The 22515-nt window shown below is 71.9% G+C and carries 17 protein-coding genes; 5 read left to right on the plus strand and 12 right to left on the minus strand.

Annotated features, from left to right (window positions below; all coding sequences use genetic code 11):
• Positions 1 to 24: 24 nt before the first annotated feature.
• The gene (locus tag ACZ4V1_RS25550) at positions 25 to 780 is read left to right on the plus strand and encodes an ABC transporter ATP-binding protein (protein ID WP_468340019.1); all 756 of its coding nucleotides are present in this window, start codon (positions 25 to 27) and stop codon (positions 778 to 780) included.
• Positions 781 to 844: 64 nt separating this feature from the next.
• Positions 845 to 3289, plus strand: a complete 2445-nt coding sequence (locus ACZ4V1_RS25555; RefSeq protein ID WP_468339973.1) for an FtsX-like permease family protein — start codon at positions 845 to 847, stop codon at positions 3287 to 3289.
• Positions 3290 to 3321: 32 nt separating this feature from the next.
• Here the strand turns inward: ACZ4V1_RS25555 and pgi are convergent, their stop codons facing one another.
• From pgi to uvrC, 11 genes are all read right to left on the minus strand, one after another.
• Positions 3322 to 4998: a glucose-6-phosphate isomerase gene (gene pgi, locus ACZ4V1_RS25560; protein ID WP_468339975.1), complete on the minus strand. Its 1677-nt coding sequence runs from the start codon at positions 4996 to 4998 to the stop codon at positions 3322 to 3324.
• A 116-nt stretch (positions 4999 to 5114) separates the two neighbouring features.
• Positions 5115 to 5450, minus strand: coding sequence for an RNA polymerase-binding protein RbpA (locus tag ACZ4V1_RS25565; RefSeq protein WP_003976875.1), 336 nt, complete (start codon positions 5448 to 5450; stop codon positions 5115 to 5117).
• Between the two features lie 208 nt (positions 5451 to 5658).
• Positions 5659 to 5895, minus strand: coding sequence for a preprotein translocase subunit SecG (secG, locus tag ACZ4V1_RS25570; RefSeq protein WP_468339977.1), 237 nt, complete (start codon positions 5893 to 5895; stop codon positions 5659 to 5661).
• Between the two features lie 136 nt (positions 5896 to 6031).
• Positions 6032 to 6808 carry a triose-phosphate isomerase gene (tpiA, locus tag ACZ4V1_RS25575; RefSeq protein WP_468339979.1) on the minus strand — a complete coding sequence of 259 codons (777 nt, stop codon included), beginning with the start codon at positions 6806 to 6808 and terminating at the stop codon, positions 6032 to 6034.
• Positions 6809 to 6813: 5 nt separating this feature from the next.
• Entirely contained in the window at positions 6814 to 8025 is a 1212-nt protein-coding gene (locus ACZ4V1_RS25580) for a phosphoglycerate kinase (RefSeq protein WP_468339981.1), read from the minus strand.
• Positions 8026 to 8236: 211 nt separating this feature from the next.
• Positions 8237 to 9244, minus strand: coding sequence for a type I glyceraldehyde-3-phosphate dehydrogenase (gap, locus tag ACZ4V1_RS25585; protein ID WP_386323045.1), 1008 nt, complete (start codon positions 9242 to 9244; stop codon positions 8237 to 8239).
• 227 nt (positions 9245 to 9471) lie between these two features.
• On the minus strand, positions 9472 to 12426 hold the full coding sequence (locus tag ACZ4V1_RS25590) for a M14 family metallopeptidase (protein ID WP_468339983.1): 2955 nt from the start codon (positions 12424 to 12426) through the stop codon (positions 9472 to 9474).
• 233 nt (positions 12427 to 12659) lie between these two features.
• Positions 12660 to 13649 (minus strand): DNA-binding protein WhiA, encoded by a 990-nt coding sequence (gene whiA / locus ACZ4V1_RS25595; RefSeq protein ID WP_468339985.1) that lies wholly within the window; start codon positions 13647 to 13649, stop codon positions 12660 to 12662.
• On the minus strand, positions 13640 to 14731 hold the full coding sequence (locus ACZ4V1_RS25600; RefSeq protein WP_468339987.1) for a gluconeogenesis factor YvcK family protein: 1092 nt from the start codon (positions 14729 to 14731) through the stop codon (positions 13640 to 13642). Before ACZ4V1_RS25600 ends, whiA begins: the two co-directional genes overlap by 10 nt.
• On the minus strand, positions 14728 to 15744 hold the full coding sequence (gene rapZ / locus ACZ4V1_RS25605) for an RNase adapter RapZ (protein WP_468339989.1): 1017 nt from the start codon (positions 15742 to 15744) through the stop codon (positions 14728 to 14730). Before rapZ ends, ACZ4V1_RS25600 begins: the two co-directional genes overlap by 4 nt.
• Positions 15741 to 17852: an excinuclease ABC subunit UvrC gene (gene uvrC, locus ACZ4V1_RS25610; RefSeq protein ID WP_468339991.1), complete on the minus strand. Its 2112-nt coding sequence runs from the start codon at positions 17850 to 17852 to the stop codon at positions 15741 to 15743. The genes rapZ and uvrC overlap by 4 nt, the downstream gene beginning before the upstream one ends.
• Before the next feature lie 507 nt (positions 17853 to 18359).
• Here uvrC and ACZ4V1_RS25615 point away from each other — a divergent pair.
• Positions 18360 to 19310 (plus strand): hypothetical protein, encoded by a 951-nt coding sequence (locus ACZ4V1_RS25615; RefSeq protein ID WP_468339993.1) that lies wholly within the window; start codon positions 18360 to 18362, stop codon positions 19308 to 19310.
• Positions 19311 to 19665: 355 nt separating this feature from the next.
• Here the strand turns inward: ACZ4V1_RS25615 and ACZ4V1_RS25620 are convergent, their stop codons facing one another.
• Positions 19666 to 20091, minus strand: coding sequence for a Rieske (2Fe-2S) protein (locus ACZ4V1_RS25620; protein WP_468339995.1), 426 nt, complete (start codon positions 20089 to 20091; stop codon positions 19666 to 19668).
• A 216-nt stretch (positions 20092 to 20307) separates the two neighbouring features.
• On the opposite strand from ACZ4V1_RS25620, the gene ACZ4V1_RS25625 reads away from it, so the two are divergent.
• Entirely contained in the window at positions 20308 to 21555 is a 1248-nt protein-coding gene (locus ACZ4V1_RS25625) for a LacI family DNA-binding transcriptional regulator (RefSeq protein ID WP_468339997.1), read from the plus strand.
• Positions 21552 to 22460 carry a carbohydrate kinase family protein gene (locus ACZ4V1_RS25630; RefSeq protein ID WP_468339999.1) on the plus strand — a complete coding sequence of 303 codons (909 nt, stop codon included), beginning with the start codon at positions 21552 to 21554 and terminating at the stop codon, positions 22458 to 22460. Before ACZ4V1_RS25625 ends, ACZ4V1_RS25630 begins: the two co-directional genes overlap by 4 nt.
• Positions 22461 to 22515 lie beyond the last annotated feature (55 nt).

Raw genomic sequence — 22515 nt, forward strand, 5'->3', positions numbered from 1 at the left:
GTCGGCTCTGCGGTGATCCCCGAGGTGGGCGAGGACCCGGCTCCCGTGCTGCGCGCCGAGGGCCTGGTCAAGACGCACCACGGCGAGGGTGCTCCGGCGCACGCCGTGCGCGGGGTCGACCTGCGCGTGCGGCGGGGCGAGTTCGTGGCGATCACCGGGCCGTCCGGCGCCGGGAAGTCGACACTCCTGCACCTGCTCGGCGGCCTCCAGCGGCCGGACGCCGGCAGCCTGTGGCTGGACGGCGCGTGCACGGACGCGTACAGCGAGGCGCGCTGGGCGGTCGAGCGCAGGAAGCGCATCGGGATCGTCTTCCAGTTCTTCAACCTGGTCTCCGACCTGTCCGTCGCAGACAACGTCGAGCTGCCCGCCCTGCTCGCCGGTCTGCCGCCGAAGCGGGCGCGCGCGGAGCGGGAGGCGCTGCTCGCGGAGCTGGGCCTGGCGGGCAAGGAGCGCGGCATGCCCGGTGAGCTGTCCGGCGGCGAGCAGCAACGGGTGGCACTCGCCCGGGCACTGGTCAACCATCCGCCACTGCTGCTGGCCGACGAACCGGCGGGCAGCCTGGACAGCAAGGGCACCCGCGAGGTGATGCGGCTGCTGTCCCGCTTCCACCAGCGTGGCCAGACCATCCTGCTGGTCACCCATGACGCACGGCTCGCGAGCGCCGCGGACCGGGTGATCAGCTTCTTCGACGGACGCATAGCCGACGACGCCGAACTGGACACCGGTACGCCACCTCGCCGCCGGTCCGGGGCCTCCGCCGTGCTGGAACTCGAGGACTGACAGCGGTGACCGGCATGCGGACGTACGACCACCGCGCGCACCGCGCGCCAAGGGGCTGAGGCCCGTGCGAGCCACCCTGCGCTGGGCCCACTCCGATCTGCGCACCCACCGGGGCGAAGCGCTGTTCCTCGTCCTCGCCACCGCGGGCATCGTCGCCTCGCTGCTGCTGGCCACGGCCCTGTTCGGGTACGCGACCAACCCCTGGCAGCGGGTCTTCACGCAGGCCCGCGGCGCCCACGTCTGGCTGCACACCGACACCGCGGCCGACACCGGCGAGCTGACCGGCCTGAGCGGCGTCCAGTCCGTCGCCGGCCCCTACCCCACCGCCTCCGCCACCGTCGCCGTGCGCGGTACCCGCGCCTCCGTCGAGCTGCGCGGCACCGCCGACGAGCCCGACGTGGGGCGCCCGCTGCTCACCGCCGGGCAGTGGCTCGACCCGGCCGATCCCGACGGGGTGGTCCTGGAGAGCCGCCTCGCCCGCGCGCTGCTGGCCCAGCCCGGCGACACCCTCACCCTGCCCGGCACCAAACGGACCCTGACGGTGCTCGGCCTCGCCGACAGCCCCGAGCGCCGCTACCGGCCCGGCGAGCGGCCGGGACTCGTGTGGGCCCCGCCGGCCGCCGTGCCGGACCCGAGTGGCCAGGTGATCGGGCTGCGGCTGGCGGATCCCGGGGACACGGACTACGCCGTGCAGCGCGCGGTGACCGCGCTGGGTGCCGGTGCGATCGGGCAGGTGTCCACCTGGCAGCAGGCCCGCGCGGAGGCACAGGGCGACAACCGGCTGCTCGGCCAGGTCCTCGGTCTGTTCGGGCTAGGCGCGCTGCTCGCCGCCGGACTCGCGGTGCACGGGGCGATCGGCACCCGGATCCGCGGCCACCTGCGGGACATCTCCGTGCTCAAGGCGATCGGCTTCACGCCGGGCCAGGTCGTCCGGGTCTTCCTGCTCCAGCACCTCGCCTACGCCCTGCTCGGCGCGGTGGCCGCCGCCGCGCTCACCCAGGCCCTCGGCAGCCGCGTCCCCGGGCGGCTCGGAGACGCGGTCGGCGTGTGGCAGGGCCTGCCCGGACACACCGTCGCGCTGTTCGCCGTACCCGCGGGCGCGGTGCTGTTCATCGGCGCCACCACCGGGCTCGCGGCCTGGCGGGCGGGACGGGTACCGCCGGTTCCGGTGCCGCGTCCGGCGGCGGCACAGGGCAGCCGGCTGTCCGGCGCGGCACGGAGGGTGCTGGGGCTGCGGGTGCTCAGGGTGCCGGTGTGGGGCCGGGGACGGGGTGTCGAGGGGTCCGGCGAGCGTGGCGCGGTTCGGCTCCGGGCCGGCGCGGCGGGCTCCGGTGAACGAGGATCCCGCGGGCGCGGCCTCGGTCCGAGAGAACGCGATGTACGGGAGTTCGAGGTGCGTGTGCCACCCGCGCTCGTCCTCGGCTGGCACAAGGCGTTCACGCGCCGCCCGCGCTCGCTCGCCACGGTCGCCCGCCTCACGCTGCCGCTGCTGCTGATCGTGGTGGCGATGAGCGCGTGGACCACCATCGACCGCTTGCAGAGCCGGCCCGAGCGGATCGGCCTGCCGACCGCCCTGTCCGTCCGCGCCGACGCCGGTCTCGGCGACCGCGGCACCCGTGCCCTGCTGGAACGCGACCCACAGGTCGCCACCGCCTACCCGGGCGTCGAGGTGGCCGCCCTGGTGCCGGGCCAGACCGCGACCATCGCGCTGCGCGGCCTCGGCACCCACGAGGACCCCTACCCGTACGCCCTGGCCGACGGCCGCCGCGCGCACGGACCGGACGAGGCGGTGGCCGGGCAGGGGCTGCTCGACCTGCTGGAGGTGCGGGTCGGCGACTGGGTGCGGATGACCGTCGGCGACCGGCCGCAGATCCTGCACATCGTGGGCCGCAGCATCGAAGCGGAGAACGCGGGCCGGGTCGTCTCGACCTCCCTCGACACCCTCAGGGAGAACGACCCCGGCCTGAGCCCGACCCTCTACCAGCTCCGTCTGCACCCCGGCGCCGACCCGGACGAGGTCGCGGAACGGCTCGCCGAGGCCGGAGACGGCAGGCTCGACGTGCACACCGTGGCGAACCCCGCCGACGGTCTCTCCCCGCTGCGCGGGGTCGTCCTCGGGCTGATCGCCGTACTCGCGCTGATCGGGCTGATCGAACTGCTCACCGCGATCGGCGGCACCGTCCGCGAGAGCGAACGGGACCTGCTCGCCCTCAAGGCGATCGGCCTGTCCCCGCGCCAGATCACCGGCATCACCGTCACGGCCACCGGTTACACCGCCCTGGCCGCCGTTCTCCTCGCCACCGCCCTCGGGCTGCCGCTCGCGCACTGGCTGATCGACGCCCAGGCCGCCTCCAGCGGTATCGGCGCGGGCATCGCCCAGGCCCCCTCCCCCGTCTTCCTCACGCTGCCGGGCACGACCGCGGTGCTGAGTGCCTGCGCGCTGGCCGCCGTACCGTCGGCACGGGCGGCCCGGCGCCGCCTCGCGGACACGCTGAGCGCGGTGGCCTGACCGGACCGGCCGGGCCACCGCGCCCCCGCCGTTCACCGCCGGCCGCGCAGCTCCCGGTAGGCGGCGACCAGTGCCTTGGTGGAGGCGTCCAGACCGGGGACCGAGCCCGCCGCGACAGCGGCTGACGAGAACGTCTCGGTGAGGGCGGGTTCGACGCGCTTGGCGAGCACCTTGCCGAGTTCGACGCCCCACTGGTCGAAGGAGTCGATGTTCCACACCGCGCCCTGCACGAACACCTTGTGCTCGTAGAGGGCGACGAGCTGGCCGAGTACCGACGGGGACAGCTCACGGGCGAGGATCGTGGTCGTCGGGTGGTTGCCCCGGAAGGTCTTGTGCGGGACCAACTCTTCGGGCACGCCTTCGGCCCGCACCTCGTCCGGCGTCTTGCCGAAGGCCAGGGCCTGGGTCTGTGCGAAGAAGTTGGCCATCAGCAGGTCGTGCTGGGCCTTCAGCTCGTCGCTCAGCTCGGCCACCGGCTCGGCGAAGCCGATGAAGTCCGCCGGGACGAGCTTGGTGCCCTGGTGGATCAGCTGGTAGTAGGCGTGCTGGCCGTTGGTGCCGGGCGTGCCCCACACGACCGGGCCGGTCTGCCAGTCCACCTCGCGTCCGTCCCGGTCGACGTATTTGCCGTTGGACTCCATGTCGAGCTGCTGGAGGTAGGCGGTGAACTTCGACAGGTAGTGGGAGTACGGCAGTACCGCGTGCGACTGGGCGGCGTGGAAGTTGCCGTACCAGATGCCCAACAGGCCCATCAGCAGGGGGGCGTTGGCCTCGGCGGGGGCCGTGCGGAAGTGCTCGTCGACGAGGTGGAAGCCGTCGAGCATCTCGCGGAAGCGGCCGGGGCCGATGGCGATCATCAGGGAGAGCCCGATCGCCGAGTCGTACGAGTAGCGACCGCCGACCCAGTCCCAGAACTCGAACATGTTGGCCGTGTCGATGCCGAACTCGGCGACCTTCTCGGCGTTCGTCGACAGGGCGACGAAGTGCTTGGCGACGGCGGCGGCGTCACCCAGCGCGGTCAGCAGCCAGGTCCGGGCGGAGGTGGCGTTGGTGACCGTCTCGATGGTGGTGAAGGTCTTGGAGGCGATGACGAACAGCGTCTCGGCCGGGTCCAGGTCGCGGGTGGCCTCGTGCAGGTCGGCGCCGTCGACGTTGGAGACGAAACGGACCGTCAGTTCACGGTCGGTGAAGGCGCGCAGTGCCTCGTGGGCCATGGCCGGGCCCAGGTCGGAGCCGCCGATGCCGACGTTGACGACGTTCCTGATGCGCTTGCCGGTGTGGCCCTTCCACTCGCCGGAGCGGACACGGTCGGCGAAGCCGGCCATCTTGTCGAGCACCGCGTGCACCTTGGGCACGACGTTCTCGCCGTCGACCTCGATCACCGCGTCCCGCGGGGCGCGCAGCGCGGTGTGCAGCACCGCCCGGTGCTCGGTGGTGTTGATCTTCTCGCCGCGGAACATGGCGTCGCGCAGCCCGAACACGTCGGTGGCGGCGGCCAGCTCACGCAGCAGCCGCAGGGTCTCGTCGGTGACGAGGTGCTTGGAGTAGTCGACGTACAGGTCTCCCACCCGGAGCGTGCAGCCGGTGCCGCGACCCGGGTCGGCGGCGAACAGCTCGCGCAGCCGCACCTCGCCGAGTTCCTCGCGGTGCTTGGCCAGCGCGGCCCATTCGGGCGTCTGGTTGAGCCTGGTACGGCCGTCTGTGTTCATGTCGGACTTCAGCCTTCTTCCTTAGGTGTCCCAGCTGTCCCGGCTGTTCCAACCTAATTGATCAGCCCGCGAGGAGACTGGCCGAAGAAGACCGAAGGGGCCTGACGGAGGCCGGTCTAGATCTCGCCCCGCAGTTTGGCGAGCGCCTCGGCGAGGATCGCCTCGCCGTCCGCGTCGCTGCGACGCTCGCGCACATAGGCGAGATGGGTCTTGTACGGTTCGGTGCGCGGCGGGTCCGGCGGATTGTCCCGGTCCTGCCCGGCGGGGAAGCCGCATCGCGGGCAGTCCCAGGTCTCCGGGACCTGTGCGTCGCTCGCGAAGCTCGGCTGCGTCTCGTGTCCGTTGGAGCACCAGAAGGAGATGCGCAGGCGCGGCGCGGACTCGCCACGCTCGGCCTCGCCCATCGGCCCCGCCCCGACCCGGCTTCCCCGGATCGCGTTGCCACTTGCCACGGTCGTAACTCCCTGCGTGATGGTGCCGCGAAGCGAGTCGGCGTTTCGCTTCGCTGCGAGCGCCTCAGTCTACGTAAGGCCCAACGCGCGTCCAGTGATTCGAGTTACAAGCCCAAGCGCCCAGACGCAAGCCCCATGATAGGCGGCGCCGTCGGGCGTGTACCGAACATGGGGCTTTACGTGCTCGAGTGCGGGGTGTGTCAGTTGTTCAGTTGTTCGCCTTCATCATCAGGCCGAGCACCATGATGCACGCGAACCACATGAGACCGACCACCACGGTGATCCGGTCGAGGTTGCGCTCGGCGACCGAGGAGCCGCCGACGGACGACTGCATGCCGCCACCGAACATGTCGGAGAGGCCGCCGCCCTTCCCCTTGTGCATCAGCACCAGCAGCATCAGCAGCAGGCTGAAGACGATCAGGGCGATCGAGAACCCCAAAACCACGGCTGGACCAACTTCCTCGGATTCGGATGAACGACGGGGGCACGGTGACAGTGGGCCACCATGCCCCCGCCAGGGTACGACGTATCTCCGCTACCGCATACTCACCGGTCGACCTGCTGACCGACCTGGTGGCCTGCTACTGGTCGCGGAAGCGGACGATCTTGACGAACTCGTCCGAGTCCAGCGAGGCACCGCCGACCAGCGCGCCGTCGATGTCGGCCTGCGACATGATCTCGGCGACGTTGCCGGACTTGACCGAGCCGCCGTACTGGATGCGGACCTTGTCGGCCAGCTCCCCCGAGTACAGCTCGGCGAGCTTGCCGCGGATCGCCGCGCAGACCTCCTGCGCGTCCTCGGCGCCGCAGACCTTGCCGGTGCCGATGGCCCACACGGGCTCGTAGGCGATCACGACCGTCTCGGCCTGCTCGGCCGGGAGGTCCTTCAGGCCGCCCTCGACCTGGGCGAGGGTGTGGGCGACGTGGTTGCCCGCCTCCCGGACGTCCAGCTCCTCGCCGACGCACAGGATCGGGGTCAGGCCGTGCTTGTAGGCGGCCTTGACCTTGGCGTTGACCAGCTCGTCGGTCTCGGCGTGGTACTGCCGGCGCTCGGAGTGGCCGATCGCGACGTAGGTGCAGCGGAGCTTGGCGAGCATCGGGCCGGAGATCTCACCGGTGTAGGCGCCGCCGTCGTGGGCGGAGACGTCCTGGGAGCCGTACTTGATCTTGAGCTTGTCGTGCTCGACCAGGGTCTGCACCGAGCGCAGGTCGGTGAAGGGGACGAGGACGGCGACCTCGACGGCGTCGTAGTCCTTGTCCGCGAGGGCGAAGGCGAGCTTCTGGACGTGTGCGATGGCCTCGAGGTGGTTGAGGTTCATCTTCCAGTTGCCCGCCATCAGCGGCGTGCGGGTGGTCATTGAGGTCAGTCCTCCAGTGCGGCGAGGCCGGGGAGCGTCTTGCCCTCGAGGTATTCGAGGGAGGCGCCGCCGCCGGTCGAGATGTGGCCGAATGCGTTCTCGTCGAAGCCGAGGGTGCGGACGGCCGCGGCGGAGTCGCCGCCGCCGACCACGGTGAAGCCCGGGGCGTCGAGGAGGGCCTGGGCGACCGCCTTGGTGCCCTCGGCGTAGTCGGGGTGCTCGAAGACGCCCATGGGGCCGTTCCAGAAGACGGTGGCGGCGTCGGCGAGCTTCGATGCGTACAGCTTGCGGGTCTCGGGACCGATGTCCAGACCCTCCTGGTCGGCCGGGATGGCGTCCGCGGCGACGGTGGCGGGGTTGGCCGGGGCCTTGGTCTTCAGGTCCGGGAACTCGGACGCGATCAGGACGTCGACGGGGAGGACCAGCTCGACGCCGTTCTTCTCCGCGCGCTCCATGTACTCCTTGACGGTCGGGATCTGGTCCTCCTGGAGCAGGGAGATGCCGACCTCGTGGCCCTTGGCCTTGAGGAAGGTGTACGCCATGCCGCCGCCGATGAGGAGCCGGTCGGCCTTGCCGAGCAGCTGGTCGATGACGGCGAGCTTGTCGGAGACCTTGGCGCCGCCGAGGGCGACGACGTACGGCCGCTGGACGTCGTCGGTGAGCTTCTTCAGGACGCCGACCTCGGTGGCGATGAGGTAGCCGGCGTAGTGCGGCAGCCGCTTCGGCAGGTCGAAGACGGAGGCATGCTTGCGGTGCACGGCGCCGAAGCCGTCGCCGACGTAGACGTCCGCGAGGCCGGCCAGCCGGTCGGCGAAGGCGGCGCGCTCGGTGTCGTCCTTGCTGGTCTCGCCCGCGTTGAAGCGCAGGTTCTCGATGACCGCGACCCGGCCGTCGGCGAGGCCGGCGACCGTGGACTCGGCGGCGGTGCCGACCGTGTCCTCGGCGAAGGCGACGTCGGCGCCGAGCAGCTCACCGAGGCGGGCGGCGGCCGGGGCGAGGGAGAAGACCGGGTCCGGGGCGCCCTTGGGGCGGCCCAGGTGCGAGGCGACGATCACGCGTGCGCCCGCGTCGGCCAGGGCCTTGACGGTGGGCACCACGGCGCGGATGCGGCCGTCGTCGGTGATGGTGGTGCCGTCCAGCGGCACGTTCAGGTCGGCGCGGACGAAGACTCGCTTGCCCGCGACGCCTCCGGAGAGCAGTTCGTCGATCGTCTTCATGCAGAGGGCTCCTGGGTTCTCGTGATCGCTCGTGATCCTACGAGGGCTGGTCGCCGCGGACGCGACGCAGGGCTCGGGCAGCACGGCCTCGCGGACGCGACGCAGGCCGGGACAGCGCGGCTTCGCGGACGCGACGCAGGGCTCGGGCAGCGCGGCCTTGCGCTGTCCGAGCCCTGCCACCGCATCGCGGTGCCTGCTGAGTCCGAGTCGATCAGAGCTGGTTGCCGACGAAGACCGTGAGGTCGACGAGGCGGTTGGAGTAGCCCCACTCGTTGTCGTACCAGCCGATGACCTTCACGTTCTTGCCGTCCTGGACCATGGTCAGGGACGAGTCGAAGGTGCAGGACGCCGGGGCGTTGACGATGTCCGAGGAGACGATCGCGTCCTCGGTGTACTCGAGGATGCCCTTGAGCTCGCCCTCGGCGGCCTTCTGGAAGGCGGCGTTGACCTCTTCCTTGGTGACCTCGCGGCCGAGCTCCAGGACGAGGTCGGTGACCGAGCCGGTCGGGACCGGGACGCGCATGGCCATGCCGTCCAGCTTGCCCTTGAGCTGCGGCAGGACCAGCGCGGTGGCCTTGGCGGCGCCCGTGGTGGTCGGGATGATGTTCTCCGCGGCGGCACGGGCGCGGCGCAGGTCCTTGTGCGGGAAGTCCAGGATGCGCTGGTCGTTCGTGTACGCGTGCACCGTCGTCATCAGGCCCTTGACGATGCCGAAGTTCTCGTCGAGGACCTTGGCCATCGGCGCCACGCAGTTGGTGGTGCAGGAGGCGTTGGAGATGACGTGGTGGTTCGCGGGGTCGTACGTGTCCTGGTTGACGCCCATCACGATGGTGACGTCCTCGTCCTTGGCCGGGGCCGAGATGAGGACCTTCTTCGCGCCGCCCGCGATGTGCTTCTCGGCGTCGGCCTTCTTCGTGAAGATGCCGGTCGACTCGATGACGATGTCGACACCCAGCTCGCCCCACGGGATGTCCGCGGGGTTGCGCTCGGCGAGGACCTTGATGGTCTTGTCGCCGACGGTGATGGTGTCCTCGGTGTGCGAGACCTCCTGCTTGAGGCGGCCGAGGATGGTGTCGTACTTGAGCAGGTGGGCGGTGGTCGCGGTGTCACCCAGGTCGTTGACAGCCACGATCTCGATGTCTGCACCCTGCTCCAGCAGCGCGCGGAAGTAGTTACGACCGATGCGGCCAAAGCCGTTGATGCCTACGCGGATCGTCACGAACCGATCTCCTCGTTGGTACGCCGGCCCGATGTGCCGGCGAGCTGTATTTGGGATGTCCCCGACCACCCCCGACCCTACCTCTCCGGGGCCCCGGGGGTGACATCGAGACGCCCCATACCCGGCAGGGCGGTCCGTACCCGTCAGTAGGGGTACGGACCGCCCCGGGCGACGGGGACCGATCACCCGATTTCGCTACACCGTGTCAGTCCCCAGAGACGCGGATTTCACTCGTCCAGGGCACGCAGCGCCTGCCGGACCAGGGCCGCCCGGGCGGCCGGCTCGGTGAGGTGCTCCAGGCCGAAACCCAGCAGGACCGTGTCGTCCGTGGTGACCGCGCCGTACGTCTGGAACAGGGTCCCGGTGCGGGCCCAGTCCTTCAGGACGGCGGGGCTGCCCGCGGGCGGTCCGGAGACCTGCCAGGCACCGAGCGAGGTCTCGAAGCCGTCGGTCGCGGTCGCCGTGCCGCCGACGACGAGCGAGGCCTCGTCGGCGAGGACGCCGCGTCCGCCGCTGCCGGGGTCGGTGACGTAGGCGATCGACACCTCGACGGACTTCCCGGCGTAGGCGCTCAGGTCGAACGCGACCTGCCGCCAGCCCCCGGAGGAGCCGGTCAGGCTGTTCCACTGCCCGGTGGTGCCGGTCGCGGTGCAGCCGTCGTCGGACAGGGTCAGGTAGTGCTCCAGCCAGGGGTGCTCGCCCATGTAGAACCCGGCCGCGCACTCCGCCGGTACGGCCGTGCCAGTGGCACCGCCCGCCTCGGGGAGCGTGGTCCAGTCGTCGGCGCCGGTGGTGTGCGCCTCGACCAGGGCGTGGTCGTAGCCGCTCTCGGTGTCCCACAGCAGCTGGGTGCGCAGGGTGGGGCGGTCGGCGGCGGTGACGCCGGTGAGGTCGACGGTGCGGGTGAGGCGCTTGTAGGCGTCGTCGGTGTGGACGGCGGCGGCCATCCACTCGCCCGCGTAGGGCCCGTACGGGTTGACCGTCCCGGCGAACTTCCCGGCGCCCTCGCTCGCGAACTGCGGGTAGGTGTCGGCGGGCAGCTGGTCCGAGGTCACGCTGTAGGTGCCGGCGGCGTCCAGCGGGTTGCCGGGGGCGTCGCCGAGGATGCCGGTGGTCCCGCCGAGCTTGCCGGAGCCGGAGAAGCCGGTGGCCCCGGGGGTCGAGGTACGGGTGTACGCGCCCAGGTAGTACTGGCTGAAGTCGTCGGACAGCGTGCCGCCGCCCAGGTCGACCCTGCCGCCGGCCCGCTCCCCCGCCTCGATCAGCCTGCCGCCCTCGTTGAGGAAGGCACGCAGCTGGAGCTGGGTGGCGTTGCCGGGCACCGCGGCGCCGGTGTAGTGGACGACCGTGTGGAAGTGGCCGAGGACGCCGAGCGCGTCCGGCGCGCCCTGCGCGGCGACGTCCCAGACCGCCGCCCGCCTGCCGTTGGCCCTGAGGGCGTCCACGTACGTCTGGGCCTGCGTGGCCTTCGCGCCCTCCTCCGCGACGACCAGGACGTCCGCGCGGGGCCGCTCGGCGATCGTGTACGTGAAGTGCTCGCTCTCGGTCCGCTTGCCCTTCTTCGTCTCGCCGGTGAACCAGACCTCGACCCGGTCGCCGCGGTCGCCGTCCTTGACCTTGGCCCGGTACTCGTCGAAGTAGAGGTTGTCCTCACCGCCGTACGTCTCACCGCCGCGCCAGGGCCGCAGGGCCATGTCGTGGACGCGTCCGCCGTTGACGCGGTACTTCAGCTCCTTGTCCCGCACCGACTTGCGTGCGACGACGGAGACCTCCTGGTCGGCGCCGCGCGAATAGGACTCGGTGAACTCGGCCGGGGTGAAGTCGGCGGCCTCCAGGCCTACCGCGGAGGACGGCCGGTCGGGGTGCGCGGCGCTCTCGGCCACGGAGAACGCGAAGGGGATGTTCTTCGCGAACTCCTGCTGGATCAGCTCCTCGTCGTCGGGGAAGTTGAAGCCCGACTGGCAGTCGCGCGGGTCCCACTCGTCGTCGGGGTCCTGCTGGGAGATGGTCTGGCAGGTCGACATCTCCGGGGTGAACATCGCCATGCCGTTGACGTTGGCCGCGTGGCCGTCCGCCTCGCCGTTGGTGGTGTACAGCTCCGAGGAGACCTGCGGATGGTAGCCGGGGATCGCGGGGTTGCCGGGGGTGCCGGCGAGCGCCTTGTAGAGGACGTCGTCCGGGGTGTCCGTGGCCACCTGCCAGCCGACCCCGTAGAGGAGCAGCTCGGCGGCGGAGTGGTAGTTGATGCCGTACGTGAAGCCGATCCGCTTCTGGAAGCGGTCCAGGGCCTTGGTCTCGGGCTCGGAGTTCGGACCGGCGCCCCGGTAGGTCTGGCTGGTGGGGTTGGGGGACGAGCCCTCGTCGTCGTAGCCCCACTTGTAGGCGAAGTTGCGGTTCAGGTCGACGCCGTCGCCGGTGGTGATGGTCCCGTCGCCGTTGACGTCGCGCAGGTTCTTGCGCCACAGGCGGTTGTCGGTGTCCTCGAACGTGTAGTCGTAGCCGTCGGGGTTGGCCGACAGGAGGAACCACAGCTCGGTGGAGTCGACCAGCTTCTTGATCCGCCGGTCCTTCTTGTAGTTGTCCAGGTAGTGGTGCATCAGCCGCCGGGTCATCTCCGGGGTGATCCACTCGCGCGCGTGCTGGTTGGACATGTAGAGGACGGCGGGCTTGGAGCCGTCCCGGGTCCGGTCCGCGTGTCTGGTGAGCTTGAGCGCCAGGATGTCCTGGCCGTTCACCGTCTTGCCGATGGAGACGACCTTGGTGAGGCGGGGGTGCTCGCGTGCGGTACGGAGGATCTCCTCCTTGAGCCCGCCGCTGCCGCCGTACGGCCGGAAGACGCCCTCGGCGGCGTCCTCGACGCGCTTCTCGGCCCGGGTGGAGAGGGTGTGCTCCTCGAGGCCGACACCCTGTTTCTCCAGCTTCTCGGCCTGCTGGTCGGTGAGGTAGACCTCGACGGTGGCCGTGCCCTCGTCGGGGACCTGCTCACCGAGTTCGTGGCCGTCCTGGCCGGCGGCCAGCAGCAGGGGTACCTGCTCCTGGGTCACATCGGCACGGAAGACCTTCACCTCGTCGGCGTCCGCGGTCGCGGAGCCTGCGGGTTGTGCCTGGGCGATGGGTGCGAAGCCCGCTCCGCCGATCAGGAGCGCGCCGACAGCGAGGATCGATCTCGCTCTTCGTCTCATGAACCCCCCTAGATGGGGCCTGTCCGACAGGCCTGGGTTCGCCACAGCAGCGAACAGATGCCAGGCTCATGACAGCTCATGATCGAGTCAAGAGTGCGGCACGGACACGCGGAAGCCGGTGCGGGTCACCCAAGTGGGCGCCCGCACCGGCTCGTTGTCGCCCCGCGTGCGGTGGGCCGGCGCGCGTCCGGTCGGCCGACGGGCGCGCGTTCGGTCGACGAGCGCGCGTTCGGTCAGCCGACGAGGTTGTCGGCGAGCTCCTCGCCGAGGTTGGCGTCCGTGCCGGGGATGCCGAGGTCCGAGGCCCGCTTGTCCGCCATGGCCAGCAGGCGGCGGATACGGCCGGCGACGGCGTCCTTGGTCAGCGGCGGGTCCGCGAGGGCGCCCAGTTCCTCCAGGGAGGCCTGCTTGTGCTCCATGCGGAGCCGGCCGGCGGCGGCGAGGTGCTCGGGCACGTCGTCGGCGAGGATCTCCAGGGCGCGCTGGACCCGGGCCCCCGCGGCGACGGCCGCGCGGGCCGAGCGGCGCAGGTTGGCGTCGTCGAAGTTGGCGAGGCGGTTGGCGGTGGCGCGCACCTCGCGCCGCAGCCGCCGCTCCTCCCAGGCCAGTACCGAGTCGTGGGCGCCCAGCCGGGTGAGCAGGGCACCGATCGCGTCGCCGTCGCGGACCACGACCCGGTCCACCCCGCGCACCTCGCGGGCCTTGGCGGGGATCGACAGCCGGCGGGCGGCGCCGACCAGGGCAAGCGCGGCCTCGGGGCCCGGGCAGGTCACCTCCAGGGAGGAGGAGCGGCCCGGCTCGGTGAGGGAGCCGTGCGCCAGGAAGGCTCCGCGCCAGGCGGCCTCGGCGTCGCAGGTGGCCCCCGAGACCACCTGCGGCGGCAGGCCGCGGATCGGACGTCCCCGGCCGTCCACCAGGCCGGTCTGGCGGGCCAGCTGGTCACCGCCCGCTACCACCCGTACGACGTAACGCGAGCCGCGGCGCAGCCCGCCCGGCGCCATCACGATCAGCTCGGAGGCGTGCCCGAAGATCTCCAGGATGTCCTGCTTGAGCCGCCGGGCCGCTCTCGCGGTGTCCAGCTCCGCCTCGATCACGATCCGCCCGCTCACCAGGTGGAGGCCGCCGGCGAACCGCAGAATGGCGGAGACCTCCGCCTTTCTGCAGCAGGTCCGGGTGACGGGGAGCCGGGAGATCTCGTCCTTCACCGCTGCCGTCATCGCCATGGGCCGATCCTTCCATGCATCCGAAAAATACGGTCGTACGCGGCGGCCAGCAGCTCCGGGTCGTGCCTCGGGGTCCCGTCGGTCCGGGCGACCGGAGCCAGTTCGACCGCGGCGCCGAACCGTTTCGCGGCGTCGGTGAGCGAGTCACGGTCGGGCACGGCGGCCTCGTCGGCCAGCACCACGTCCAGGGCGAGTTTAGGGGCGTGTCGTCCCAAAACCTCCAAATGACGCTGCGGTGAGAAGCCCTCGGTTTCTCCGGGCTGCGGAGCGAGGTTCAGCGAGAGCACCCGGCGGGCCTTCGTCTCGACGAGCGCGTCCAGCAGATCGGGCACGAGCAGGTGCGGAATGACCGAGGAGAACCAGGAGCCGGGGCCGAGCACCACCCAGTCCGCGTCCAGGACGGCGTCGACCGCCTCGGGTACGGCCGGCGGGTCGTTCGGCACCAGGTGCACGGACTGCACCTCGCCGGGCGTGAGCGCCACGGTCGCCTGCCCGCGCACGGTGTCCACCTCGTCGGGCCGGTCCGGGTCGTGCCCCTTGACCAGGGCCTGGAGCTCCAGCGGCACGGCGGACATGGGCAGCACCCGCCCGTGCGCGCCGAGCAGCTTGCCGACCAGGTCCAGCGCCTGGACGTGGTCGCCGAGCTGCTCCCACAGGGCGACGATCAGCAGATTGCCGACCGCGTGTTCGTGCAGGTCGCCCTGGGACTGGAAGCGGTGCTGGATGACGCGGGCCCAGGTCTGGCCCCAGTCGTCGTCGCCGCACAGCGCGGCCAGCGCCTTGCGCAGGTCGCCGGGCGGCAGGACGCCCAGCTCGTCGCGCAGCCGCCCGCTGGAGCCGCCGTCGTCGGCCACGGTGACGACGGCGGTGAGGTCGCCGGTGATCCGGCGCAGTGCGGCGAGCGAGGCGGACAGGCCCATGCCGCCGCCGAGGGCGACGACCTTGGGCTGGGCGCCCCGGCGGCGCGGCTTGCCGCCGCGCGCCTGTTCGGGCCGGGCGGCGCGGGCGTCGGCGGGCCTGCCGCCGCGCCCTTCGGGCACCACCCGGCGCAGCCTGCTCAGCCGCGGAGTACGTCCTGTCATTCCCGTCCCATGTCCCGGTGGACGACCACCGTCTCCACGCCTTCGGCGGCGAGCCGGGCGGCGAGCTTCTCCGACATGGCCACGGACCGGTGCTTGCCGCCGGTGCAGCCGACGGCGACGGTCACATAGCGCTTGCCCTCCCGACGGTAGCCCGCGGCGATCATCTGGAGCAGCTCGGTGTAGCGGTCGAGGAACTCCTTGGCGCCGGGCTGGTTGAGGACGTACGAGGAGACCTCCTCGTTGAGGCCGGTGAACGGGCGCAGCTCCGGGACCCAGTGCGGGTTGGGCAGGAAACGCATGTCCACGACCAGGTCGGCGTCGACCGGAAGGCCGTACTTGAAACCGAAGGACATGACGGTGGCCCGCAGCTCCGGCTCCTCGTCGCCGGCGAACTGGGCGTCCATCTTGGCGCGGAGCTCGTGCACGTTGAGGCTGGAGGTGTCGATCACCAGGTCGGCGTCGCCGCGCAGCTCGCGCAGCAGTTCCCGCTCGGCGGCGATGCCGTCGACGATGCGGCCGTCGCCCTGGAGGGGGTGCGGGCGGCGCACCGACTCGAAGCGGCGTACCAGTGCCTCGTCGGAGGACTCCAGGAAGACGATCCGCCGGGTGACGCCGCGGGAGTCGAGGTCCGCGAGGGATTCTCGCAGGTTGTCGAAGAAGCGCCGGCCTCGGACGTCGACGACGACCGCGATCCGGGCCACGTTGCCCTGGGAGCGGGCGCCGAGCTCCACCATGGTGGGGATCAGCGCGGGCGGGAGGTTGTCGACGACGAACCAGCCCAGGTCCTCCAGACACTTGGCCGCCGTCGAGCGGCCTGCTCCGGACATGCCGGAGATGATCACCAGCTCGGGGATGGCCGCCTCGTGCGCCCCGGCTGTTTCCTTGCCCGTACTCACCTGTGCTCCGTCGTCCTGGCGCCGTTCGGCAGCGGCCGTCTGCGGGCCCGCCTCCTCGCCGGTCGTGCCGTGGGCCTGTTCTCGCCCTGCTGTGGGCTGTGCCTCGTGTTCGGTCATCTCTCCTGCCCCCGTCGTTCGTCCGGGGTGCCCGCGGGCACGGGCTCCCCCGGGGCATCCGCCGTCGTCTCGGGTGCCCCGTCCTCGTCATCCATGATCTCTCCGGTCGCCGTGTTCACGGCGGGCGCGGCCGGGATGGACCGGGCGAGGGCCACGGCGACGGTCTCCGCCGTCTTGCGGCCTATGCCGGGCACCTCGCAGATCTGGTCGATCGTCGCCGACCGCAGCTTCTTCACCGAACCGAAGTGCTTGATCAACGCCTGTTTGCGCGTCTCCCCGAGGCCCGGCACGTCGTCCAGCGGGCTGGAGCGGAAGCGCTTGGCCCGCTTGGCCCGCTGGTAGGTGATCGCGAAGCGGTGGGCCTCGTCGCGGACCCGCTGCAACAGGTACAGGCCCTCGCTGGTGCGGGGCAGGACGACCGGATCGTCCTCCCGGGGCAGCCAGACCTCCTCCAGACGCTTGGCGAGTCCGCAGACGGCGATGTCGTCGATGCCGAGCTCGTCCAGCGCCCGCTGCGCCGCCGCGACCTGCGGCTGTCCGCCGTCGACGACGACGAGCTGGGGCGGGTAGGCGAAGCGCTTGGGTCGGCCGTCGTCGTCCTTCAGCGCCGGGCCGTCCGTGAGCTGCTCCTCGGCGTCGGAGGCGGCACCGTCGGCCCCATCTGCCCCTTCTGTCCCGTCTGCCCCGTCTGCCCACTCGCCGGTCTTCTCCTTCTCGGCGAGATACCGGCGGAAGCGGCGGGTGATCACCTCGTGCATGGAACGGACGTCGTCCTGTCCCCTGAAGCCCTTGATCTGGAACCGGCGGTATTCGCTCTTCCGGGCCAGTCCGTCCTCGAAGACGACCATGGAGGCCACGACGTCGTCGCCCTGGAGGTGCGAGATGTCGTAGCACTCGATCCGCAGCGGGGCACTGTCCAGGCCGAGGGCGTCGGCGATCTCCTCCAGCGCGCGTGAGCGCGTCGTCAGGTCGGAGGCGCGCTTGGTCTTGTGCAGGACGAGCGCCTGCTGGGCGTTGCGCTGGACGGTCTCCATCAGCGCCTTCTTGTCGCCGCGCTGCGGGATGCGCAGCGACACGCCCGAACCGCGGCGCTCCGTCAGCCACTGCTGGACCGGCTCCACCGGGTCGGGCAGGGCGGGGACCAGGACCTCCTTGGGGACGGCGTCCCCGGTCTCCTCGCCGTACAGCTGCTGGAGGGCGTGCTCGACGAGGGCGCCGGTGGTGATCTCCTCCACCTTGTCCGTGACCCAGCCGCGCTGGCCGCGCACGCGCCCGCCGCGCACGTGGAAGATCTGGACGGCCGCCTCCAGCTCGTCCTCGGCGACCGCGATCAGGTCGGCGTCGGTCGCGTCGGCGAGCACGACGGCGCTCTTCTCCATGGCCTTCTTCAGGGCCCCGATGTCGTCGCGCAGGCGCGCCGCCCGCTCGTACTCCATCTCGTCGGCCGCCTCGGCCATCTGCCTCTCCAGGCGGCGCAGGTAGGTACCCGTGCGGCCGGTCATGAAGTCACAGAACTCGTCGGCCAGGTCCCAGTGGTCGTCGGGGGAGATCCGGCCGACGCAGGGCGCCGAGCACTTGCCGATGTAACCGAGCAGGCAGGGGCGGCCGGTGCGAGCGGCGTTCTTGAAGACGCCGGCGGAGCAGGTGCGCACCGGGAAGACGCGCAGCAGCAGGTCGACCGTGTCGCGGATCGCCCAGGCGTGTCCGTACGGCCCGAAGTAGCGCACGCCCTTCTTCTTGTGGCCGCGCATCACCTGCACGCGCGGGAACTCCTCGTTCATCGTCACCGCGAGGTAGGGGTAACTCTTGTCGTCGCGGTACTTCACGTTGAACCGGGGGTCGTACTCCTTGATCCAGGAGTACTCCAGCTGCAGGGCCTCGACCTCCGTGGACACCACCGTCCACTCCACGGACGCGGCCGTGGTGACCATGGTGCGGGTGCGGGGGTGCAGGTTCGCCAGGTCCTGGAAGTAATTCGCCAGGCGCTGGCGCAGGCTCTTCGCCTTTCCGACGTAGATCACCCGGCGGTGCTCGTCACGGAACCTGTACACCCCCGGGGAGTCCGGGATCTCACCCGGCCTGGGGCGGTAGCTGGAGGGGTCGGCCATGACTCACACCCTACTGGCGACGACCGACACTCCGGCGGGGCTGTGTATGACGGGCCGGGGCCCTGTGTACGACGGGCCGGGGGCCCTGTGGACCACGGGCCGGGGGCGCCGCGGACGACCTGAGACGGGGCCGGGAGGAGACGGTCCGGGGCCGGTCGGTCACGCCGGGTGCCCTGGGGACCGGGTGCCGGTGTGTTATCGGCCAGGAGCGCGTCACGGTCGGGCGTCAGGTGTTGTCGGGCCGTGGTCAACACGCTTCAATGCGGGGGGACTCGGGGCCCTGAAGCGCGGCGTACGGATGTGAAGACCCTCTGTGCCTCTGTGCTCGGCGCAGCTGTGCTCGGTGCGGCTGTGCTCGGTGCGGCTGTGCTCAGTGCGGCTGTGCTCAGTGCTCGGTGCATCTGTGCATCTGTGCCGCGACGGGGGCGGCGGCCCCGACGGATCCCTCCAGGGATCCGCGTCGAACGGTCTGACCAGCCGTTGTGGACTTCACAGAAAGGCCCCTGCATGCCGCACGCCACTCAGCACGCGGACGTCGCCATCGCGGACCTCGACTCGGCCCTGCGCGGTGGCCCCTTCCACGTCGCCCTGCGCGCCGCGATCGCCGCTCGCGGGCTGCCCCTCCAGCGCGTGCAGCACCATCTGTCGCGCTACGGAGTGAGAGTGGGCGTCACGAGCCTGAGTTACTGGCAGCAGGGCGCCCGGCGTCCGCAGCGCCCGGAGTCGCTGCGGGCCGTCCGGGCGCTGGAGGAGATACTCCAGTTGCCCGAGGAGTCGCTGATACGCCTGCTCGCCGAGGCCGACGAGGACACCTCGGCCAAGCGGCCCGCGGCCCGCTCCTACCGCGCCCACGTGGAGGCCTCCGGCGTCCTGGACCGGCTGCTGGCCGAGCTGAACCATCCGTCGTCGGACGGCGGCGTGCACACCCTCGGGCACCACGAGCGGATCCGGATCGGGCCGCGCCGCGAGCTCGCCGGCCGCGAGTCGCACCACATCGTCCGCGCTCACCGCGACGGCGTCGACCGCTTCCTCGCCGTCCACCACGGCGACCCGGGATGCGCGCCCGCGCGGATGACCGTCCACGCGCTGGAGAACTGCCGCACGGGACGTGTCCGCACCCACCACGACACCGGAGTGCTCGTGACCGAGCTGCTCTTCGACACGCGCCTGCGGGCCGGGGACACCTACCTCTTCCGCTACGGCGTCGAGGACGGCACGGCGGGAGTGTCGCGCGAGTACGTCCGCGGATTCGGATCGGCGGGCGGGCAGTACGCGCTCCAGGTTCGGTTCGACGCCGCGGCCCTGCCGGTGCGCTGCCACCGGTTCACGCAGCACTCACCGGCGGCACCACGCGGCGGCCGGCAGGAGCTGGCCCTCAGCGGACGGCACCACTCGGTGCACCTCGTGGAGCCGCGGGTGCGGTCGGGAATGCTGGGGATCGGGTGGGACTGGGAGTGAGCAGGCACTCCTGACGGGGCCGCCGGGAATCTCCGGAGGCGGGAGCGGGGGCGGGGGCGGGTCTTCGAGGGATCGCCGGGGGCCGGGGGCCGGGGAAGAGCGTCCTCCGGGTCGGCGGGCCGCCGGGCCGGGTCGGGGACGGGTCCCCGGGCCGGGTCGGGGCGGGTCGCTGCGGCGGGTCGGGAGCGGGTCGCCGGGGCGGGAGCGGGTCGCCGGGCCGGGCCGGGGCAGGTCGCCGCGGCGGGTCGGGAGAGGGGGTCGCCGGGGCGGGAGCGGGTCGCCGGGGCGGGGAGCCAGAGGCAGTGCGCCCGAGTCCGTCCCCGGCCAGGGGCAAAGCTCCCGGGCCGAGGACGGGTCAGATGCCGGGGCTCGCGACGATCCTGCCCTGCTTCACCTCGACCGGCAGTTCGATGAGCGGCACGCTCGCCGGGGCGTGCAGCACCTCGCCGGTCCGCGCGTCGAACTCACTGCCGTGACAGGGGCAGACCAGCTTCGTCCCCTCCAGTTTTTTGATGGGGCACCCCGCGTGCGTGCAGACCGTACTGAACGCCTTCAGGGAACCGTCCTCGGCCCGGCTGACCACCACGTTCGCGTCCCGGTAGAGCTTGGCCGCCCCCTTGGCGACCTCGTCGTCCGTCCCGAGGTCGACGGAGGCGGTCGGCCTGGCGGGCGCGGCACCGTCGTCGCCCGGTGAGCAGGCGACCAGACCGAGTCCGGCGACGGGCGTGAGGGCCGCCGAGCGCAGGAGGGTACGGCGGCTCGGGTCGGGTCGGCCGGGCATGGGGTCTCCACTGGTCAGAGGATGTGCACGGCGACGATATCCGGCGTCCGTGGCCGTCTTGGAGGGTGGGGGCCCGGAGGCGGCGGTGGACCGGAGTTCGCGTAAACGCTTGCGCAAGCGTTTACGCGCCCGTCTTGGATGGGATACGGTCCCGGCCAGTACGCGCGGGCGGCCCGGAGGCCGACGCGCGCTCGTACGCGAAAGGAGGCCGCCGGGATGGCGACCATGGCCGATGTGGCGCGCAGCGCCGGGGTCTCCGTGGCGACGGTCTCGCACGTGCTCAACGACACCCGCCCGGTACTGCCGCACACCCGCCGGGCGGTGCTGGACGCCATCGAGGAGCTCGGTTACACCCCGAACACCCTCGCTCGCTCCCTGGTGACCTCCCGTACCCGCTCCATCGGGCTCGCGGTGTCGGCGATCAGCAACCCGTACTTCACGGAGATCCTCCAGGGCGTCGAGGCGAGCGCCCTGGAGCACGGTTACAGCCTGCTCATCGCGGACCCGCACGACGATCCGGGCCACGAGCGCAAGGTGGTCCGACTACTGCACGAGCGACGCGTGGACGGCATGATCGTCGCGCCCTCCGCCGACCCGCGCGACCTCGTCGCCTACCTCGGCCGCCATCGGGTGCCGACCGTGTTCCTCGACCGGATCGTGGACGTGCCGAAGGGTGACGGAGCCCTGCCCTTCGACCAGGTGTGCGCCGAGAGCGCCGAGCCGACGGCCCGGCTGGTCACCCATCTCGCCGGGCTCGGCCACCGCAGGATCGGCCTGGTCGCGGGCCGGCCGGGGCTCAGCACGACCCGTGAGCGGATCACCGGCTACCGGCACGGCCTCGCCGCCGCCGGGCTGCCGTACGACGAACGGCTCCTGGTGCACGGCGACTCCGAGGCGGCCCGCGGCGAACGGGCCACCGCCGCCCTGCTGTCCCTGGCGGTACCGCCCACCGCGCTGGTCACCGCCAACAACGCGATGACCATCGGTGCGCTGCGCGCCCTGCGGGACCGCGGCCTGTCCGTGCCCGGCGACCTCGCGCTGTGCTGCTTCGACGACTTCGCGTGGGCGGACCTCTTCACCCCCCGGCTCACCGCCGTCGCACAGCCGAGCGGGGAGCTCGGTGCCCGGGCCGTCCGGCTGCTGCTGGACCGCCTGGCCGCACCGGACCGGCCGGCGCGGACCGTGCGGCTGCCCAGCACCTTCGTCCACCGCACCTCCTGCGGCTGCCCCGAGCAGCCCCGAGCAGCCCCGGCAGCCCGAGCAGACCGAGCAGACCGAGCAGACCGAGCAGGCCGAGCAGGCCGAGCAGGCCGAGTGGTCCAAGCAACCCCGGCAGGCCGAGCGGACCGAGCAGACCGACCTGTCCGAGCAGGCCGACCAGTCCCAGCAGGTTCAGGTCGGTCCGAGCAATCCCAGATGTCCGAGCGAGCCTCCGGAAAGGCTCACGAAAGGAGTCTCCCGTGATCGTCGTCGCCGGTGAGGCACTGATCGACCTGGTACCGCAGGGCACGGGTGCCCTCGCCGCGCTGCGGCCGGCGCTCGGTGGCGGGCCGTACAACACGGCCGTCGCGCTGGGCCGCCTCGGCTCACCCGCCGCATTCTGCTCCCGGGTGTCGCACGACGCCTTCGGCGAGGCGCTGCTGGACCGGCTGCGCGATACCGGCGTGGACGTGTCACCGGTGCAGCGCGGGGCCGAGCCGACAACGCTCGCCGTGGCATCGGTGGGCGCGGACGGCTCGGCCGCGTACTCCTTCTACGTGGACGGGACGGCGGACCGGCTGTTCTCGATGCCCGCCGCTCTGCCGGCAGGCACCCGGGCGGTCTCTTTCGGGACCTGCTCACTGGTGCTGGAGCCGGGGGCGAGCGCCTACGAGGAGTTGCTGCGCGAGACGGCCGCGCGGGGCGTGTTCACCGCCCTGGATCCGAACATCCGGGCCGGTCTGATTCCGGACCCGGATGCCTACCGGGCCCGGTTCGAGAGCTGGCTGCCGTCGGTGTCGCTGCTGAAGCTGTCCGCCGAGGACGCCGAGTGGCTGGGCGGCACGCCCCGGGAGTGGCTGGCTGCCGGTCCCGCGGCGGTCGTGGTCACCCGGGGCGGTGCCGGACTGATGGCGTACAGCCGTGACGGCGGCGAGTACGCGGTGCCGGGCGAGCGGGTCCGGGTGGTGGACACGATCGGCGCGGGCGACACGGTGAACGCGGCGCTGCTGCACGGACTCGCCGCACGGAACGCCCTCGACGACAAGGCCGTGGCCGGTCTGGGGGCAGATGGCTGGGCGGAACTGCTGGGCTTCGCCGCCCGCGCGGCCGCGGTCACCTGTTCGCGGGCGGGCGCGGAGCCGCCGTACGCCCACGAGGTGGCCGTCTGAAAGCCGCGGCACGTGGGTCCCGCGCACGCCGCGCCGGGCCCCACGGGAACGTCCG

The sequence above is a fragment of the Streptomyces sp. NPDC028991 genome (assembly GCF_055564775.1).

Bases quoted from the DNA above. Each gene is read 5' to 3' on its own strand.
- pgi (WP_468339975.1), bottom strand. From the start codon at position 4,998: ATGAACACAGACGGCCGTACCAGGCTCAACCAGACGCCCGAATGGGCC.
- tpiA (WP_468339979.1), bottom strand. From the start codon at position 6,808: ATGACCACCCGCACGCCGCTGATGGCGGGCAACTGGAAGATGAACCTC.
- ACZ4V1_RS25580 (WP_468339981.1), bottom strand. From the start codon at position 8,025: ATGAAGACGATCGACGAACTGCTCTCCGGAGGCGTCGCGGGCAAGCGA.
- ACZ4V1_RS25590 (WP_468339983.1), bottom strand. From the start codon at position 12,426: ATGAGACGAAGAGCGAGATCGATCCTCGCTGTCGGCGCGCTCCTGATC.
- whiA (WP_468339985.1), bottom strand. From the start codon at position 13,649: ATGGCGATGACGGCAGCGGTGAAGGACGAGATCTCCCGGCTCCCCGTC.
- ACZ4V1_RS25600 (WP_468339987.1), bottom strand. From the start codon at position 14,731: ATGACAGGACGTACTCCGCGGCTGAGCAGGCTGCGCCGGGTGGTGCCC.
- rapZ (WP_468339989.1), bottom strand. From the start codon at position 15,744: ATGACCGAACACGAGGCACAGCCCACAGCAGGGCGAGAACAGGCCCAC.
- uvrC (WP_468339991.1), bottom strand. From the start codon at position 17,852: ATGGCCGACCCCTCCAGCTACCGCCCCAGGCCGGGTGAGATCCCGGAC.
- ACZ4V1_RS25615 (WP_468339993.1), top strand. From the start codon at position 18,360: ATGCCGCACGCCACTCAGCACGCGGACGTCGCCATCGCGGACCTCGAC.
- ACZ4V1_RS25620 (WP_468339995.1), bottom strand. From the start codon at position 20,091: ATGCCCGGCCGACCCGACCCGAGCCGCCGTACCCTCCTGCGCTCGGCG.
- ACZ4V1_RS25625 (WP_468339997.1), top strand. From the start codon at position 20,308: ATGGCGACCATGGCCGATGTGGCGCGCAGCGCCGGGGTCTCCGTGGCG.